Origin of the sequence: Streptomyces sp. ISL-12, from assembly GCF_018614415.1 — a bacterium.
Classification (GTDB): Bacteria; Actinomycetota; Actinomycetes; order Streptomycetales; family Streptomycetaceae; genus Streptomyces.
Window position 1 is genome coordinate 1 of sequence record NZ_JAGGOO010000019.1, and the last position, 17,838, is coordinate 17,838.

Annotated in this window: 16 protein-coding genes and 1 pseudogene; 8 read left to right on the plus strand and 9 right to left on the minus strand. The window is 71.0% G+C overall.

What is annotated here, in order from left to right:
- A pseudogene (locus tag J7I94_RS05415) lies at positions 1-436 on the plus strand (glucose-6-phosphate isomerase); the annotation flags it as partial.
- Positions 437-502: 66 nt separating this feature from the next.
- Here J7I94_RS05415 and pgl read toward each other — a convergent pair.
- The 5 genes from pgl to tkt are packed head-to-tail and all read right to left on the minus strand — an operon-like array spanning position 503 to position 7,119.
- The gene (pgl, locus tag J7I94_RS05420) at positions 503-1,291 is read right to left on the minus strand and encodes a 6-phosphogluconolactonase (RefSeq protein WP_215165527.1); all 789 of its coding nucleotides are present in this window, start codon (positions 1,289-1,291) and stop codon (positions 503-505) included.
- On the minus strand, positions 1,288-2,352 hold the full coding sequence (opcA, locus tag J7I94_RS05425) for a glucose-6-phosphate dehydrogenase assembly protein OpcA (protein WP_215165529.1): 1,065 nt from the start codon (positions 2,350-2,352) through the stop codon (positions 1,288-1,290). Before opcA ends, pgl begins: the two co-directional genes overlap by 4 nt.
- The gene (gene zwf, locus J7I94_RS05430; RefSeq protein ID WP_215165530.1) at positions 2,349-3,872 is read right to left on the minus strand and encodes a glucose-6-phosphate dehydrogenase; all 1,524 of its coding nucleotides are present in this window, start codon (positions 3,870-3,872) and stop codon (positions 2,349-2,351) included. Before zwf ends, opcA begins: the two co-directional genes overlap by 4 nt.
- Before the next feature lie 5 nt (positions 3,873-3,877).
- On the minus strand, positions 3,878-4,996 hold the full coding sequence (tal, locus tag J7I94_RS05435) for a transaldolase (RefSeq protein WP_215165532.1): 1,119 nt from the start codon (positions 4,994-4,996) through the stop codon (positions 3,878-3,880).
- Positions 4,997-5,031: 35 nt separating this feature from the next.
- Positions 5,032-7,119 carry a transketolase gene (gene tkt / locus J7I94_RS05440; protein WP_215165534.1) on the minus strand — a complete coding sequence of 696 codons (2,088 nt, stop codon included), beginning with the start codon at positions 7,117-7,119 and terminating at the stop codon, positions 5,032-5,034.
- A 386-nt stretch (positions 7,120-7,505) separates the two neighbouring features.
- Between tkt and J7I94_RS05445 the strand changes: the two genes are divergently transcribed.
- The 3 genes from J7I94_RS05445 to J7I94_RS05455 all read left to right on the plus strand — a co-directional run bounded on the left by J7I94_RS05445 (position 7,506) and on the right by J7I94_RS05455 (position 10,166).
- Complete coding sequence (locus tag J7I94_RS05445; protein ID WP_215165606.1) at positions 7,506-8,459, plus strand: heme o synthase; 954 nt, start codon at positions 7,506-7,508, stop codon at positions 8,457-8,459.
- A 90-nt stretch (positions 8,460-8,549) separates the two neighbouring features.
- Positions 8,550-8,933 (plus strand): hypothetical protein, encoded by a 384-nt coding sequence (locus J7I94_RS05450; protein ID WP_215165536.1) that lies wholly within the window; start codon positions 8,550-8,552, stop codon positions 8,931-8,933.
- Between the two features lie 126 nt (positions 8,934-9,059).
- On the plus strand, positions 9,060-10,166 hold the full coding sequence (locus J7I94_RS05455) for an amidohydrolase family protein (protein ID WP_215165538.1): 1,107 nt from the start codon (positions 9,060-9,062) through the stop codon (positions 10,164-10,166).
- A 41-nt stretch (positions 10,167-10,207) separates the two neighbouring features.
- Here J7I94_RS05455 and J7I94_RS05460 read toward each other — a convergent pair whose 3' ends face one another.
- The 4 genes from J7I94_RS05460 to J7I94_RS05475 form a co-directional block, all read right to left on the minus strand.
- Positions 10,208-11,215, minus strand: a complete 1,008-nt coding sequence (locus tag J7I94_RS05460; protein WP_215165541.1) for a heme A synthase — start codon at positions 11,213-11,215, stop codon at positions 10,208-10,210.
- Positions 11,216-11,261: 46 nt separating this feature from the next.
- Positions 11,262-12,029, minus strand: coding sequence for an ABC transporter permease (locus J7I94_RS05465; RefSeq protein WP_215165543.1), 768 nt, complete (start codon positions 12,027-12,029; stop codon positions 11,262-11,264).
- Between the two features lie 88 nt (positions 12,030-12,117).
- Positions 12,118-13,041, minus strand: coding sequence for an ABC transporter ATP-binding protein (locus J7I94_RS05470; RefSeq protein WP_215165544.1), 924 nt, complete (start codon positions 13,039-13,041; stop codon positions 12,118-12,120).
- Positions 13,042-13,153: 112 nt separating this feature from the next.
- Positions 13,154-13,966, minus strand: coding sequence for an aminoglycoside N(3)-acetyltransferase (locus tag J7I94_RS05475; protein ID WP_215165545.1), 813 nt, complete (start codon positions 13,964-13,966; stop codon positions 13,154-13,156).
- A gap of 160 nt (positions 13,967-14,126) precedes the next feature.
- Between J7I94_RS05475 and J7I94_RS05480 the strand changes: the two genes are divergently transcribed.
- From J7I94_RS05480 to J7I94_RS05495, 4 genes are read left to right on the plus strand one after another with little or no spacing between them, the layout of a single operon-like run.
- Positions 14,127-14,858: a metalloregulator ArsR/SmtB family transcription factor gene (locus J7I94_RS05480; protein WP_215165546.1), complete on the plus strand. Its 732-nt coding sequence runs from the start codon at positions 14,127-14,129 to the stop codon at positions 14,856-14,858.
- Positions 14,855-16,276, plus strand: coding sequence for a Fe-S cluster assembly protein SufB (sufB, locus tag J7I94_RS05485; protein WP_215165547.1), 1,422 nt, complete (start codon positions 14,855-14,857; stop codon positions 16,274-16,276). Before J7I94_RS05480 ends, sufB begins: the two co-directional genes overlap by 4 nt.
- A 56-nt stretch (positions 16,277-16,332) precedes the next feature.
- Positions 16,333-17,523, plus strand: a complete 1,191-nt coding sequence (sufD, locus tag J7I94_RS05490; protein WP_215165549.1) for a Fe-S cluster assembly protein SufD — start codon at positions 16,333-16,335, stop codon at positions 17,521-17,523.
- Positions 17,520-17,837, plus strand: coding sequence for a non-heme iron oxygenase ferredoxin subunit (locus J7I94_RS05495; protein ID WP_215165551.1), 318 nt, complete (start codon positions 17,520-17,522; stop codon positions 17,835-17,837). The genes sufD and J7I94_RS05495 overlap by 4 nt, the downstream gene beginning before the upstream one ends.
- Position 17,838 lies beyond the last annotated feature (1 nt).

The following is a 17,838-nucleotide window of genomic DNA, read 5'->3' on the forward strand; positions in this document are numbered from 1 at the left end:
CATCGGCTTCGCCCGCCCGGTCGCCGAACTCGACGACCGGCTGAAGGCCCAGCACGACCTGCTGATGGCCAACTTCTTCGCCCAGACCCAGGCCCTCGCCTTCGGCAAGACCCCCGACGAGGTCCGGGCGGAGGGCGTCGCGGAGGAACTGGTCGCGCACAGGACGTTCCAGGGCAACCACCCCACCACCACGATCCTCGCGCGGGAGCTGACCCCGTCCGTCCTCGGCCAGCTCATCGCCCTCTACGAGCACAAGGTGTTCGTCCAGGGCGCCGTGTGGAACATCGACTCCTTCGACCAGTGGGGCGTCGAACTCGGCAAGGTCCTCGCCAAGCGCGTCGAACCCGCCCTCACCGAGGGCGCGGAGGTACCGGGGCTGGACGCTTCGACCAAGGCCCTGGTCGGCGCCTACCGGGAGCTGCGCGGACGGCAGTAAGCGCGAGAGAAGAGCGCGGACCCCCGCGCGCCCGAAGGCGGCGGGGGCCCGTGTGCCGGAGGACGGCTACGCCGAGGCCGGCGGATACAGCGAACGCGGCAGCTGGGAAGCGGCCGCCGAGTCCAGCAGCCACAGGGTGCGGGCCCGGCCCCGGGCCCCCGCCGCCGGGGCTTGGATCTCGCCCGCGCCGGACAGGGCGATCGCCGCGGCCTGCGCCTTGTCCTCGCCGGCCGCCAGCAGCCACACCTCGCGGGCGGCCCGGATCGCCGGGAGGGTCAGGGACACCCGGGTCGGCGGCGGCTTGGGGGCGCCGTGGACGCCGACCACCGTGCGCTCGGTCTCGCGCACCGCCGGCAGCTCCGGGAAGAGCGAGGCGACGTGCGTGTCCGGGCCGACGCCGAGGAGCAGGACGTCGAAGGTCGGCACGGGGGCGTGGTTCTCCGGACCGGCGGCCTGGGCCAGCTCCTCCGCGTACGCCGCCGCGGCGGCGTCCACGTCGGGGCCGTACTGGCCGTCGGAGGCCGGCATCGCGTGCACCCGCTTCGGGTCCAGCGGAACCGAGTCCAGCAGGGCCTCGCAGGCCTGCGTGACATTGCGCTCCGGGTCGCCCTCCGGCAGGAACCGCTCGTCGCCCCACCACAGGTCCAGCCGGCCCCAGTCGATGGCGTCCCGGGCGGGGGAGCCCGCCAGGGCGGCCAGCAGGCCGTTGCCGTTGCGGCCGCCGGTCAGGACCACGGAGGCGTAGCCCCGGGAGGCCTGGGCGTCCACGACGCGGGTGATCAGCCGGGCCGCGGCGGCCTGGGCCATCAGTTCCTTGTCGCGGTGCACGACCAGCTGCGGAGTGTGCGTGCTCACTTCGCCGCCCCCTTCTTCACCGGCGCCTTCTTCTGCGCCGCGTCTTTCGCAGGTGCCTTGGCGGCGTCCTCGACGGGAGTGGGGACCGCGACGGCCTCCCCTCCTTTGCCACCGGCGGCACCCGCTGTGGCCGCCTTCTCGTGCAGCCGCTCCACGCCGTAGCGCAGCGCCGAGGCGTAGGTGTCGTCCGGGTCGAGCCGGCGCAGTTCCTCCGCGATCAGCTCGGCGGTGTCCCGGCGCTTGAGCGCCACCGCCCGGTTGGGCTGCCCCTGGACGGAGAGGTGGGCCAGCGTGCCGTCCGCCCGGTCCAGGGCGATCGGACCGCAGTCCGTCTCCATCCGGACGGCGGTGAGACCGGGACCGGCGGAGTGCGTCCGCTTGACCGGCACGTCCAGCCGGTCCGCGAGCCACATGGCGAGCAGCTCGCAGCTCGGGTTGAACTCCTCGCCCTCCACCTCGACGCCCTGCACCTCGCAGTCCACCTGGTCCAGGGCCGCCGCCAGCATCGAGCGCCACGGCGTGATGCGGGTCCAGGACAGATCGGTGTCGCCGGGGGCGTAGGCCCCGGCGCGGGCCGCCAGCTCCCGTACCGGTTCCTCGGAGGCGTAGGTGTCGGTGACCCGGCGCTGGGCCAGGGCGCCGAGCGGGTCCTTGGCCGGTTCCAGCGGGGCGTTCACCGGCCACCACACCACGACGGGGGCGTCGGGGAGCAGCAGCGGCAGGACCACCGACTGGGCGTGGTCGACGACGTCGCCGTACAGCCGCAGCACCACCGTCTCGCCGGTGCCCGCGTCGGCGCCGAGGCGGACCTCGGCGTCCAGCCGGGAGCGGGTGCGGTCCCGGGGGGAGCGCGAGACGCGCTTGATGACCAGGAGCGTGCGCGAGGGGTGTTCGTGCGCGGCGTCGCTCGCGGCCTTCAGCGCGTCGTAGGCGTTCTCCTCGTCGGTGACGATGACGAGGGTGAGCACCATGCCGACGGCCGGGGTGCCGATGGCGCGGCGGCCCTGCACCAGCGCCTTGTTGATCTTGCTGGCCGTGGTGTCCGTGAGGTCGATCTTCATGGCCGGCGCCAGCTCCGTCCGTCTCGCTCCAGCATCTCGTCCGCCTCGACGGGTCCCCAGGTACCCGCCGGGTACTGGGCCGGGGTGCCGTGGGTGTCCCAGTACTCCTCGATCGGGTCGAGGATCTTCCAGGACAGCTCGACCTCCTCCGTGCGCGGGAAGAGGTTGGCGTCGCCGAGGAGGACGTCCAGGATGAGGCGCTCGTACGCCTCGGGACTGGACTCGGTGAAGGACTCGCCGTAGGCGAAGTCCATCGACACGTCCCGGATCTCCATCGACGTGCCGGGCACCTTGGAGCCGAAGCGGACGGTGACGCCCTCGTCGGGCTGGACGCGGATGACGATCGCGTTCGACCCGAGTTCCTCGGTGGCCGTGGAGTCGAAGGGGGAGTGCGGGGCCCGCTGGAAGACGACCGCGATCTCCGTGACCCGGCGGCCGAGACGCTTGCCGGTGCGCAGGTAGAAGGGGACGCCCGCCCAGCGGCGGTTGTCGATGCCGACCTTGATCGCGGCGTAGGTGTCGGTCTTCGACGCGGGGTCGATGCCGTCCTCTTCGAGGTAGCCGACCGCCGCCGCGCCGCCCTGCCAGCCCGCCGCGTACTGGGCGCGGACGGTGTCCCGGCCCAGGTCCTTGGGGAGCCGGACCGCGCCGAGCACCTTGGTCTTCTCCGCGGCCAGCGCGTCGGCGTCGAAGGAGGCCGGCTCCTCCATCGCGGTCAGCGCGAGCAGCTGGAGCAGATGGTTCTGGATGACGTCACGGGCGGCGCCGATGCCGTCGTAGTACCCGGCACGCCCGCCGATGCCGATGTCCTCGGCCATGGTGATCTGGACGTGGTCGACGTAGGACCGGTTCCAGATCGGCTCGAACATGGTGTTGGCGAAGCGCAGCGCCAGGATGTTCTGGACGGTCTCCTTGCCCAGGTAGTGGTCGATGCGGAAGACCTGGTCCGGGGCGAAGACCTCGTGGACGATGGAGTTGAGCTCCTCGGCCGACTTCAGGTCGTGGCCGAAGGGCTTCTCGATGACCGCGCGCCGCCAGGAGCCGCCGGACTGGTCGGCCAGCCCGTGCTTCTTCAGCTGCTGGATGACCACCGGGAAGGACTTGGGCGGCACGGACAGGTAGAAGGCGAAGTTGCCGCCCGTGCCCTGCGCCTTGTCGAGCTCCTCGATGGTGCCGCGCAGCCGCTCGAAGGCCTCGTCGTCGTCGAAGGTGCCCTGGACGAAGCGCATCCCCTGGATGAGCTGCTGCCAGACCTCCTCGCGGAACGGCGTACGGGAGTGTTCCTTGACGGCGTCGTGCACGACCTGGGCGAAGTCCTCGTGCTCCCAGTCGCGGCGGGCGAAGCCGACGAGCGAGAAGCCCGGCGGCAGCAGACCCCGGTTGGCGAGGTCGTAGACGGCGGGCATGAGCTTCTTGCGTGACAGATCGCCGGTGACGCCGAAGATGACCAGGCCCGACGGCCCCGCGATACGCGGGAGCCGTCGGTCTGCGGGGTCACGCAGCGGGTTGCTGCTCGACAAGGATCTCAGCCCTCCGAGGGGGCGAGGCGCTGGAGCTCGGCCTCGGTCGACTTGAGCAGGTCGTTCCAGGAACCCTCGAACTTCTCCACGCCCTCGTCCTCAAGGAGCTGGACGACCTCGTCGTAGGAGATGCCGAGCGCCTCGACCGCGTCGAGGTCGGCGCGGGCCTGCTCGTAGGTGCCGGAGACGGTGTCGCCGGTGATCTCGCCGTGGTCCTCGGTGGCGAACAGGGTCGCCTCCGGCATGGTGTTCACGGTGTTCGGGGCGACCAGGTCGGTGACGTACATGGTGTCGCTGTACGCCTTGTCCTTCACGCCGGTCGACGCCCACAGCGGACGCTGCTTGTTGGCGCCGGCCTTCTCCAGGGCCGCCCAGCGCTCGCCGGAGAAGATCTCCTCGTACGCCTGGTAGGCCAGCCGGGCGTTGGCGACGGCGGCCTTGCCGCGCAGCGCCTTGGCCTCGTCGGTGCCGAGCGCGTCGATCCGCTTGTCGATCTCGGTGTCCACGCGGGAGACGAAGAAGGACGCGACCGAGTGGATGTCGGACAGGTCCAGGCCGCGCTCCTTGGCCTTCTCCAGGCCGGTCAGGAACGCGTCCATGACCTTGCGGTAGCGCTCCAGCGAGAAGATCAGCGTCACGTTGACGCTGATGCCCAGGCCGATGACCTCGGCGATGGCCGGGATGCCGGCCTCGGTCGCCGGAATCTTGATCAGCGTGTTGGGACGGTCCACCAGCCAGGCGAGCTGCTTGGCCTCGGCCACCGTCGCCTTGGTGTCGTGCGCCAGCCGCGGGTCGACCTCGATGGAGACCCGGCCGTCCTTGCCGCCGGTCGCCTCGTAGGTCGAGCGCAGGATGTCGGCGGCGTCGCGGACGTCCGCCGTCGTGATCATGCGGATGGCCTCTTCGACGGTCACCTTCCGGGCGGCCAGGTCGGAGAGCTGCTGGTCGTAACCGTCGCCCTCGGAGATCGCCTTCTGGAAGATGGTCGGGTTGGTGGTGACGCCCACGACGTGCTGCTGGTCGATCAGCTCGGCGAGGTTGCCGGACGTGATCCGCTTGCGCGACAGGTCGTCCAGCCAGATCGCGACGCCTTCATCGGAGAGGCGCTTGAGTGCGTCTGTCATCGAAAATGCATCTCCTACGTGTCGTTATACGAGCGTCAGCGCTGGGCCGCGGCGATCGATTCCCTCGCCTTTTCGACGACGTTCTCCGCAGTGAAACCGAACTCCTGGAAGAGCACCTTGCCGTCGGCGGAAGCACCGAAGTGCTCCAGGGAAACGATGCGGCCGGCGTCCCCGACGTAACGGTGCCAGGTGAGACCGATCCCGGCCTCGACGGCGACGCGGGCCTTCACGGACGGGGGCAGGACGCTGTCCCGGTACCCCTGGTCCTGCTGCTCGAACCACTCCACGCACGGCATGGAGACCACGCGCGTCGGCACGCCGTCGGCCTGCAGCCGCTCGCGCGCCTCGACGGCGAGGTGCACCTCGGAACCGGTGGCGATGAGGATGAGCTGCGGCTCGCCGCCCTCCGCCTCGAACAGCACATAGCCGCCGCGCGCCGCGTCGTCGTCGGCCTCGTACGTCGGCACGCCCTGGCGGGTCAGCGCCAGACCGTGCGGCTGGCCCTTGCCGAACTCCTTCGTCCAGCGGCGCAGGATCTCGCGCCAGGCGATGGCCGTCTCGTTGGCGTCGGCCGGGCGGACGATGTTCAGACCCGGGATGGCGCGCAGCGAGGCCAGGTGCTCGACCGGCTGGTGCGTCGGGCCGTCCTCACCGAGACCGATGGAGTCGTGCGTCCACACGTACGTCACCGGCAGGTGCATCAGGGCGGAGAGGCGGACGGCGTTGCGCATGTAGTCGGAGAACACCAGGAAGGTGCCGCCGTAGATACGGGTGTTTCCGTGCAGCGCGATGCCGTTCATCTCCGCGCCCATGGAGTGCTCACGGATGCCGAAGTGGATGGTGCGGCCGTACGGGTCGGCCTCCGGCAGCGGGTTGCCCTCGGGCAGGAACGACGACGTCTTGTCGATCGTCGTGTTGTTCGAGCCGGCCAGGTCGGCGGAGCCGCCCCACAGCTCGGGCACGACCGCGCCGAGCGCCTGGAGCACCTTGCCGGAGGCGGCACGGGTGGCGACACCCTTGCCGGTTTCGAAGACCGGGATCTTCTCCTCCCAGCCCTTGGGCAGCTCACCCTTGGCGATGCGGTCGTACTCGGCGGCGCGCTCGGGGTTGTTGTCCCGCCACTGCTGGTACGCCTTCTCCCAGACGGCACGGGCCGCCCGGCCCTTCTCCAGCGCCCCCCGGGTGTGGCCGATGACCTCGTCGGAGACCTCGAAGGACTGCTCCGGGTCGAAGCCGAGCACGCGCTTGGTGGCCGCGACCTCGTCGTCGCCGAGCGCCGAGCCGTGCGCGGCCTCGGTGTTCTGCGCGTTCGGCGCGGGCCAGGCGATGATCGAGCGCATGGCGATGAACGACGGCCGGTCGGTGACCTGCTTGGCCGCCTCGATCGCGTCGTAGAGGGCGTGGGGGTCCAGGTCGCCGTCCGGCTTCGGGGCGACGCGCTGGACGTGCCAGCCGTAGGCCTCGTAGCGCTTGACGGTGTCCTCGGAGACGGCCGTCTCGGTGTCGCCCTCGATCGAGATGTGGTTGTCGTCCCACAGCAGGATCAGGTTGCCGAGCTTCTGGTGGCCCGCAAGGGAGGACGCCTCGGCGGAGATGCCCTCCTGGAGGCAGCCGTCACCGGCGATGCAGTAGATGAAGTGGTCGAACGGCGACTCGCCGGCCGGGGCCTCGGGGTCGAACAGGCCGCGCTCGTAACGGGCGGCCATCGCCATGCCCACCGCGTTGGCGACACCCTGGCCCAGCGGGCCGGTGGTGGTCTCCACACCGGTGGTGTGGCCGTACTCGGGGTGGCCCGGGGTCTTCGAACCCCACGTCCGGAAGGACTTCAGGTCGTCCAGCTCCAGGCCGAAGCCGGCCAGGTAGAGCTGGGTGTAGAGGGTCAGGGACGAGTGTCCGGCGGACAGCACGAAGCGGTCGCGTCCGACCCAGTCCGCGTCGGCGGGGTCGTGCCGCATCACCTTCTGGAAGAGGGTGTAGGCGGCAGGTGCCAGGCTCATCGCCGTACCCGGATGGCCGTTACCGACCTTCTGTACGGCGTCGGCGGCCAGGACACGGGCCGTGTCTACGGCCCGCTGGTCCAGCTCGGTCCACTCGAGGTCTGTGGTGGTCGGCTTGGTGCTCACCCTGGGTCAGGGCTCCTCTCCACATGTCGGTTGCCGGTGTGCGCGAAACGCCCACCGGCTGCCGGCGTTCTTTCGGCATCGGCCGGCCGTTGTCGAGCCTACCCCCGTAAGTACGTGCGCTTTTCCCCGCTATTCCAGACTGCCGGGAGTCTGTGTGATCCGCCTGTCGACCGGGTGAAACGGCATTCGGCAAGTGAATACGGAGGCGCTCATCTGACTGCTCAATCGACTCCGCGTACGCACGTCGGAGCACGGCCGCCAACACGACCCCACCCCCGCGAAGGCCGGGGTAGGGGCAACGTCTAAAGTGGCGTGGTACGCGCGAGCCTTTACCCGCACTTCACACGGGGATGCACGGGAAGCTCGCTGGGATGTCTCTGTCAGGGGTGTGCGTGACGGCCGTTGAATCCCGTCCTGCGGGGGTTATCGGGACGAGCCAGAGCCCGAGTCACCGGCCGTTCGGGGCCCGTGTCAAGGCGTTCGTGGCGCTGACCAAGCCGCGGATCATCGAGCTTCTGCTGATCACCACCGTTCCGGTGATGTTCCTCGCCGAACAGGGCGTGCCCGATCTGAAGCTGGTGCTGCTGACCTGTATCGGCGGCTACCTCTCCGCGGGCGGCGCCAACGCGCTGAACATGTACATCGACCGGGACATCGACGCGCTGATGGACCGCACCTCCCAGCGCCCGCTGGTCACCGGGATGGTCAGCCCGGTCGAGTGCCTGGTCTTCGGCATCGCCCTGGCGGTCGTCTCCACCCTGCTGTTCGGCCTCACCGTCAACTGGTTCTCGGCCTGGCTCTCCCTCGGCGCGCTCCTCTTCTACGTCGTCGTCTACACGATGATCCTCAAGCGCCGCACCTCGCAGAACATCGTCTGGGGCGGCATCGCCGGCTGTCTGCCGGTGCTGATCGGCTGGTCCGCGGTGACCGACTCGATCTCCTGGGCGCCGGTCATCCTCTTCCTGGTGATGTTCTTCTGGACGCCGCCGCACTACTGGCCGCTGTCCATGAAGGTGAAGGACGACTACGCGCGCGTGGGCGTGCCGATGCTGCCGGTCATCGCCTCCAACAAGGTCGTCGCCAAGCAGATCGTCATCTACAGCTGGGTGATGGTCGTCGTCTCCCTGCTGCTGACCCCGCTGGGCTACACCGGCTGGTTCTACACGGCCGTCGCCCTGCTCGCGGGCGGCATGTGGCTGTGGGAGGCGCACGGGCTGCAGAACCGCGCCAAGGCCGAGGCGACGGGCGCCAAGCTCAAGGAGATGCGGCTGTTCCACTGGTCGATCACCTATGTGTCGGTGCTGTTCCTCGCGGTCGCGATCGATCCGTTCCTGCGCTGACCTTCCCGACGTCCGACGGGCGGGGTACGTGGCCCGGGCCACGTACCCCGCCCGTCGCCGTTTCCGCTACCCGTCGGTAGCATCCTGGCCATGGCAGACACGGAGCAGGCAGAGACGGAGCAGGGCCCCGAGAAGGGCGTCGAGAAGGGCGTCGAGAAGGCCGCCGCGAAGGCCGAGCGCACGGCGGGCCGGCTGGCCGGGCGGATCGGGGCCTTCGCCAAGGAGCACGGCGGTGCCGAGGGCCAGGTGTCCCACCTCGGCCGACGCGGCGCGCGGATCGTGCTCGTCGGCGCGGACGGCGACTGGGGCGACCTGGTCGCGCCGTCGTACGAGATCGCCGAGAAGGCGGTCGGGAAGGCGGGGATCACCGTCCACGAGTCCTTCGACGGGGAGTTCGCGGGCAAGGTGCGGACGGGCCCGTACGAGTGGTCGCGGATGGCCGGCCTCCAGCTCGGCGGCCCGCGCAACGGCTGAATCCCGGTGGATCCGTGCCCGAGGCGCGGAGGGCGTCACCTGAGACGCGGCCAGGGCATCACCTGAGACCCCGTTCACCCGTTAGGACTCGTGAGCAGCAGCACGGCGTCTACACGGGGAGCCCGGATGATCGAAACGCCGTCCCTGGTGGACCAGTACTGCCACGGCGTCCTCCGGACAGAGCTGGGCCTCGGCACCTTCGAGGCCCAGCTCGGCCGCACCGAGGGTCCGCCCGCCCCGGGCACCACCCTGTTCGACACCCAGACCGGGTTCGCCGTACGCCGCTGGTGTCCGCCCCTGCTCGGCCTGGAACCGCACTGCCCGCCGGCCCGCTATCTGGCCCGGCGCCGCGAACTGGGCGTCCTGGAGGCGGACCGCAAGCTGCTGCGCGGCAGCGGTATCACCACGTACCTGGTCGACACGGGGCTGCCCGGCGACCTCACCGGTCCGGCCGAGCTGGCCTCGGCCGCCGACGCCGACGCCCACGAGATCGTGCGGCTCGAACCGCTGGCCGAACAGGTGGCCGACACCTCCGGCACGGTGGAGTCCTTCCTCGCCAACCTCGCCGAGGCGGTGCACGGCGCCGCCGCCCACGCCGTCGCCTTCACCTCGGTGGCGGGCGTCCGGCACGGCCTCGCGCTGGCGCCCGAGCCGCCGGAGCCGGGCGAGGTGCGCGGCGCCGCCGGACGCTGGCTGGCCGGACGCCGGGCCGGCGGCGAGCTGAGCGACCCGGTGCTGCTGCGCCACCTGCTGTGGATCGCCGTCGCCTCGGGACGGCCGCTCCAGCTCCACGCGGGGCTCGGCGAGCCCGGCCCGCACACCGACCGCACCGACCCGGTGCTGCTCACCGGCTTCGTCCGGGCCACCGCCGGCCTCGGCACCGACCTCGTCCTGCTGCACGGCTACCCGTACCACCGGCACGCCGCCCACCTCGCCGGTGCCTTCTCGCACGTGTACGCCGACTCGGGCGCCGCCCTGGTCCGTACCGGCGCCCGCGCCGCCACCGTCCTCGCCGAGATTCTGGAGCTGGCCCCCTTCGGCAAGATCCTCTTCTCCAGCGGCGGCGGGGGCCTGCCCGAGCTGCACGTGGTGGGCGCCCGGCTGTTCCGCGAGGCGCTCGGCCGGGTGCTCGGCACCTGGGTGACCGAGGGGGCGTGGTCCCTGGCGGACGCGCAGCGGGTGGCGGGGATGATCGCAGCGGGGAACGCGGTGCGGGTGTACGGCTTGGCGTGAGCCCGGGGCGGACCTCGGTGTACGGCCTGAAGTGAGCCGGGTCAGGCCCGGGTGAGCGCGGCTTCCGTCGCCGGGCCGGGCACCGGGGCGTCCTCCCGCGGCCGCTCGCGCAGCGCCAGCAGGACGCGCAGGGCGCCGATCCACACCAGACACGAGCCGACCATGTGCAGGCCGACCAGGACCTCGGGCAGGTCGGTGAAGTACTGCACATAGCCGATGACGCCCTGCGCCAGCAGGATCAGGAACAGGTCCCGGGTGCGGGCCAGCGGCCCCTGGGGCGCGTCGACCGCCTTCAGCACGAACCACAGGGCGAAGGTCAGCGTCACCACGATCCACGCCAGCACGGCGTGCGCCTTGGACACCGTCTCCCAGTCCAGCGGCATGCGCGGGACCTCGCTGGAGTCGCCCGCGTGCGGGCCGGCGCCGGTGACCACCGTGCCGACCGCGATCAGCAGCACGGAGACGACGACGAGCACCCACACCAGCTGCTGGACGGACGTGCCGGTCAGGGGGCGCGGTGCCGCGTCGCCCTCCCGGGTGCGCTGCCACATCACGGTCGCGACCGCGATCAGCGCGGTGGACAGCAGGAAGTGGGCGGCGACGGTGTACGGGTTCAGACCGACCAGGACGACGATGCCGCCGAGGATCGCGTTGCCCATCACGACCCAGAACTGCGCCCAGCCCAGCCGGGTCAGCGAGCGCCGGTACGGCTTCTCGGACCGGGCGGCGATGATCGCCCAGCCGACCGCCGCGCACAGCACATAGGTCAGCAGCCGGTTGCCGAACTCGATGATGCCGTGGAAGCCCATCTCGCTGGTGGTGGTGAGCGACTCGTCCGTGCACTTGGGCCAGGTCGGGCAGCCCAGGCCCGAGCCGGTCAGGCGCACGGCGCCGCCGGTGCCGACGATGATCACCGACATCACGAGGGCGGACAGCGCCGACCGCTGGACGGTGCGGGGCTGCGGGGTCCAGCGCGCGGCGATGAAGGCGAGCGGGTTGCGCACGGCGGCTGCGAGGTCGTCGCGGGTCACGTTTGGCACGCGGTCCATCGTAGGGGGCCGCTTGTGCACGCGTTCACGAGGGTCCGGCTCCGTCTCATTCCCAGCGGAAGAACTTCCCCGCCGCGCCCAGGGCCACGACCGCCCATACGGCGAGGATCCCCAGGTCGGCCCAGGGCATCCCGGCCCCGTGCTGGAGCACGTCCCGCAGCCCGTCGGAGAGCGCGGAGATGGGCAGCAGGCCCAGGACGCTCTGCGCGGCGTCGGGGAACTTGTCCAGCGGCACGATCACGCCGCCGCCCACCAGCAGCAGCAGGAAGACGAGGTTGGCGGCGGCCAGCGTCGCCTCGGCCTTCAGGGTGCCGGCCATGAGCAGGCCGAGGCCGGAGAAGGCCGCCGTCCCGAGCACCAGCAGGAGGAGCACGGCGAACGGGTTGCCGTGCGGCGACCAGCCCAGCGCGAACGCGATCACCGTGAGCAGGACGACCTGGAGTACCTCCGTGACCAGCACGGACAGGGTCTTGGCGGTCATCAGGCCCCAGCGGGGCAGCGGCGAGGACGCCAGCCGCTTCAGCACTCCGTACCGGCGTTCGAAGCCGGTGGCGATGGCCTGCCCCGTGAACGCCGTCGACATCACGGCGAGCGCGAGGATGCCGGGGGCGAGGAAGTCGACGGCCTCGCCCGCGCCGGTGTCGATGATGTCCACCGTGCTGAACAGCGCCAGCAGCAGCGTCGGGATGATCACCGTCAGCAGCAGCTGCTCGCCGTTGCGCAGCAGCATCTTCGTCTCCAGGACGGCCTGGGCGGCGATCATGCGGGGCAGGGGCGCGGCACCGGGCTTCGGGGTGTAGAGGCCGGTGGTCATGAGCGCAGCTCCTTGCCGGTGAGTTCCAGGCTGTGTCTTCCCGGGGGACGACCCCCGGACCCCCGGCAGGTCCCCGTGCGGGCCGGAATCATGAGCGCAGCTCCTTGCCGGTCAGCTCCAGAAAGACGTCCTCCAGGGTGTGCCGTTCCACCGAGATCCGGTCCGGCATCACCCCGTGCTGGGCGCACCAGGACGTCACCGTCGCCAGCAGCTGCGGGTCTATCTTGCCGGTGACCCGGTAGGCGCCCGGTGTCAGTTCGGCCGCCGAGGAGTCGGCCGGGAGCGCCTTGAGCAGGCTCGCCACGTCCAGGCCGGGACGGCCGGTGAAGCGCAGGGTGTTCTCGGCGCCGCCGCGGCACAGCTCCTCGGGTGAGCTCTGGGCGATCACCCGGCCCGCGTCGATGATCGCGACGTCGTCGGCGAGCTGCTCGGCCTCGTCCATGTGGTGCGTGGTCAGGATCACCGAGACGCCGTCGGCGCGCAGGTCCCGGACCAGGTCCCAGGTGGCGCGGCGGGCCTGCGGGTCCAGGCCGGCGGTGGGCTCGTCCAGGAAGACCAGCTCCGGGCGCCCCACCACGGCCATCGCCAGCGCGAGCCGCTGCTGCTGGCCGCCGGAGAGCCGGCGGTAGGCGGTCCGGCCGCAGGAGCCGAGGCCCAGGCGTTCGATCAGGGCGGGCACGTCCAGCGGGTGCGCGTGCAGCCTGGCTACGTGGCGGAGCATCTCGTCGGCGCGGGCACCGGAGTAGACGCCGCCGGACTGGAGCATCACGCCGATGCGGGGCCGCAGCTCCGCGGCCTGGCGCCGGGGGTCGAGGCCCAGGACGCGCACCGTGCCGGAATCCGGCCCGCGGTACCCCTCGCAGGTCTCGACCGTGGTCGTCTTGCCCGCCCCGTTGGGACCGAGGACGGCGGTCACGCCCGCCCGGGCCACCAGGTCGAGGCCGTCCACCGCGGTCTTCGTGCCGTACCGCTTCACCAGGGCCTGGACCTGGACCACGGGCTCGCTTCGCATGGGTCACGAGTCTAGGGAGGCGCGCGGGGGCCCGGGCGCGGGGGTGCGCGATGTCCTCCGCACGGGGAGGGTGCGGGGCCGGTGGCGGGGTCCGCGATCCGACCGGAGGGGTTCAGGCGCGGCGGTACGCGGTCTCCTCCTCGCGGGGACGGTGCAGCGCCAGCCACCGCTCGGCGTAGGCCACCGCGTCCGCCACCGGGAACAGGCGCGCGTCGGCCGCGCCGACCGTGCCGCGTACGACGGGCCGGTCCCGTTCGAAGTCGTGCCCCAGTTCGTCGAACCGGTCCGAGGTGATCGACACCTCCGTCACCCGCTCCCAGCCGTACGGACCGGGGCGGCCCACCTCGACGAGCGGGGCGGGTATGCGGTACTCGGCCAGGTGGAAGGCGGTGCAGGAGGCGTAGCCGGCGCCCAGGAGGAGGACCCGGGCGCCGAGCCGCTCCAGGGTGGCGAGGGGGCTGCGCTCGCCGAGCCGGCAGTCCGTGGCGTGGTCCGCGACGACCTCGGCGGCGCGCGGGCCGACGGCCGCGAACGACGTCTGCGGATGGGCGCTGCGCAGGGCGCCCGGCCAGGTCCGTACGGTCTCCGGGACCACGCCGACGCCGCGGGCGGGGGTGGTGCGCGGGTCGTACGGGGGCATGGCGGTGCGGATGGCGGGCCACCACTCGGCGGGCACCGGCGGGTTCTCCCACAGGGCCGGGTCGGAGAGGTCGGCGGTCTGGGTCGGCACGACCAGGGTGCCGTCCGGGCCGAGGGCGTCCAGGAGTCCCTGGACCACGGCCACGGCACCGCCGCACACCCAGCCGAGGGAGCGCAGCGAGGAGTGGGCCAGGAGGATCTCGCCGGAGCGCACGCCGAGGGCGCGCAGTTCGCCGGCGAGGGTGCCTCGGGTGACGAGTGGGCCGGTGGGAGGGGGTGCGGACATGCTGGCGAGTGTCCCCGAGGGGGCCGGGAGGCGCTACCGTTTTTGATCGATCAGTGATCGTTTCCGCAGGTCAGATTAGGTACACCTAAGTGACGCACGGCACCGTCGGGGGTCCTGGCGTGGCTTGCCGGGGTCGGAAGAATTACGCAACAATGGCGTTGTGAAATACGTCGGCGAGGTGCCCCACGAGGAGCTCGCGACCGGTGAGCGCTCCACGCGCAACCGCGTCGCGCGGTCCATCCTGGACCACGGACCGTCGACCGTCGCCGAGCTGGCCGGCCGCCTCGGCCTCACCCAGGCCGCCGTCCGTCGCCACCTCGACGCGCTGACCGCGGACAACGTCGTGGAGCCCCGCGACCGCCGCGTCTACGGCACGCGCACGCGCGGGCGGCCCGCGAAGGCGTTCGCGCTGACCGACTGCGGCCGGGACGCCTTCGACCAGTCCTACGACAAGCTGGCCGTGGACGCGCTGCGCTGGATCGCCGAGCGCGAGGGCGGGGAGCAGGCGGTCGCCGCCTTCGCCCGCGCCCGGATCGCCGCCCAGAGCGGCGCGTACCGCAAGGCCGTCGAGGCGGCGCCCCCGGAGCGGCGGGCGGAAGCGCTGGCCAAGGCCCTGAGCGCGGACGGGTACGCTGCCACCGCGCGCAGCGCTCCCCACCCCCAGCAGGGGGAGCAGCTCTGCCAGCACCACTGCCCGGTCGCCCACGCCGCCGAGAAGTTTCCGCAGCTGTGCGAGGCCGAGACGGAATTTTTCGCCGAGCTGCTCGGTACTCACGTACAGCGGCTGGCGACCATCGCGCACGGCGACGGCGTCTGCACGACGTTCATTCCGAAGACTTCCAAGACCACCGACAACGCATCCGTAAGCACGGCCGGGAGGAACCCCGCATGACTCTCCCCACGGAGACTGCCCACCCTGAGCTCGACGGCCTGGGCAAGTACGAATACGGCTGGGCCGACTCCGACACGGCCGGCGCCTCTGCGAAGCGCGGCATCGACGAGGACGTCGTCCGCGACATCTCCGCCAAGAAGTCCGAGCCGGAGTGGATGACCAAGCTCCGCCTCAAGGGCCTGAAGCTGTTCGAGAAGAAGCCCATGCCGAACTGGGGCTCGGACCTCTCCGGCATCGACTTCGACAACATCAAGTACTTCGTGCGCTCCACGGAGAAGCAGGCGGAGTCCTGGGAGGACCTGCCCGAGGACATCAAGAACACGTACGACAAGCTCGGCATCCCGGAGGCGGAGAAGCAGCGCCTCGTGGCCGGTGTCGCGGCCCAGTACGAGTCCGAGGTCGTCTACCACCAGATCCGCGAGGACCTGGAGGAGCAGGGCGTCATCTTCCTGGACACCGACACCGCGCTCAAGGAGCACCCGGAGCTCTTCAAGGAGTACTTCGGCACCGTCATCCCGGTCGGCGACAACAAGTTCGCGTCGCTGAACAGCGCCGTGTGGTCCGGCGGCTCCTTCATCTACGTCCCGCCGGGCGTGCACGTGGAGATCCCGCTCCAGGCCTACTTCCGGATCAACACCGAGAACATGGGTCAGTTCGAGCGGACCCTGATCATCGTCGACGAGGGTGCCTACGTGCACTACGTCGAGGGCTGCACGGCGCCGATCTACAAGTCGGACTCGCTGCACAGCGCCGTGGTCGAGATCATCGTCAAGAAGAACGCCCGCTGCCGCTACACGACCATCCAGAACTGGTCGAACAACGTCTACAACCTGGTCACCAAGCGCGCCGTGGCGTACGAGGGCGCGACCATGGAGTGGATCGACGGCAACATCGGCTCCAAGGTGACGATGAAGTACCCGGCCGTCTACCTGATGGGCGAGCACGCCAAGGGCGAGACCCTGTCCATCGCCTTCGCGGGCGAGGGCCAGCACCAGGACGCCGGCGCCAAGATGGTCCACATGGCCCCGAACACGTCCTCCAACATCGTCTCCAAGTCGGTGGCGCGCGGCGGCGGCCGTACCTCCTACCGCGGTCTGATCGAGATCGGCGAGGGCGCCCCGGGCGCCAAGTCCAACGTGCTGTGCGACGCGCTGCTGGTGGACACCATCTCCCGCTCCGACACCTACCCCTACGTGGACGTCCGCGAGGACGACGTGTCCATGGGCCACGAGGCGACCGTCTCCAAGGTCTCCGAGGACCAGCTCTTCTACCTGATGAGCCGCGGTCTGACCGAGTTCGAGGCGATGGCGATGATCGTGCGCGGCTTCGTCGAGCCGATCGCCAAGGAACTGCCGATGGAGTACGCCCTCGAACTCAACCGGCTGATCGAGCTGCAGATGGAAGGCGCGGTCGGCTGACCCCCGCGCCGTACCGTCAAACCCTTACGTAACGGAAAGCGAGCACTACGACAGCCATGGCTGAGGCTCAGAACATCCCGGTGGGAAGCACCACCGCCGGTGCGATCGCGGTGGCCGCCGAGGCCGACTCGACCGTCGCCACCCGCATGAGCGCGCCCCCGTCCTTCGACGTGGCCGACTTCCCGGTCCCGCACGGCCGGGAGGAGGAGTGGCGGTTCACCCCGCTGGAGCGGCTGCGCGGCCTGCACGACGGCACCGCGACCGCCTCCGGTGACGGCGTCAAGGCCGACATCGAGGCCCCCGCGGGCGTCACCGTCGAGACCGTCGGCCGGGACGACGCGCGGCTCGGCAAGGCCGGCACCCCGGTGGACCGGATCGCGGCCCAGGCGTACTCGGCGTTCGAGCAGGCCTCGGTCATCACCGTCCCCAAGGAGACGGTGCTCACCGAGCCCGTCCGCATCGCCGTGCACGGCCAGGGCGGGGTCGCCTACGCCCACCAGGTGATCGAGCTGGGCGCGTTCGCCGAAGCCGTGGTCGTCATCGACCACACCGGTGACGCGGTGCTCGCCGCCAACGTCGACTACGTCCTCGGCGACGGCGCCAAGCTCACCGTCGTCTCCGTCCAGGACTGGGACGACAAGGCCGTCCACGTCGCCCAGCACAACACGCTGATCGGCCGCGACGCCTCCTTCAAGTCGGTCGTCGTCACCTTCGGCGGCGACGTCGTCCGCCTGCACCCGCGCGTCACGTACGCCGGCCCCGGCGGCGAGGCCGAGCTGTTCGGCCTCTACTTCACCGACAAGGGCCAGCACCAGGAGCACCGCCTCCTGGTCGACCACAACGTGCCGCACTGCAAGTCCAACGTCGTCTACAAGGGCGCGCTCCAGGGCGACGACGCGCACGCGGTCTGGATCGGCGACGTGCTCATCGAGGCCAAGGCCGAGGGCACCGACACCTACGAGATGAACCGCAACCTCGTCCTCACCGACGGCGCCCGCGTCGACTCGGTCCCCAACCTGGAGATCGAGACCGGCGAGATCGTCGGCGCCGGCCACGCCAGCGCCACCGGCCGCTTCGACGACGAGCAGCTCTTCTACCTGATGGCCCGCGGCATCCCCGAGCTGGACGCCCGCCGTCTGGTGGTCCGCGGCTTCTTCGCCGAACTGGTCCAGCAGATCGGTGTCCCGGACATCGAGGAGCGCCTGATCGCCAAGATCGAACAGGAGCTGGAGGCGTCGGTCGCATGACCTACGTACGCGCCTGTGGGCTGAGCGAGCTGGAGGAGGACACCCCGAAAAGGGTGGAACTCGACGGCACGCCGGTCTCCGTCGTCCGCACGGAGGGCGAGGTGTTCGCGGTCAACGACATCTGCTCGCACGCGAACGTCTCCCTCTCCGAGGGCGAGGTCGACGACTGCCACATCGAGTGCTGGCTGCACGGCTCGCGCTTCGACCTCCGCTCCGGCAAGCCCGACAGTCTTCCGGCGACGCGCCCCGTCCCCGTTTACCCCGTAAAGATCGAAGGGGACGACGTGCTCGTCTCCCTCACCCAGGAGTCCTGAG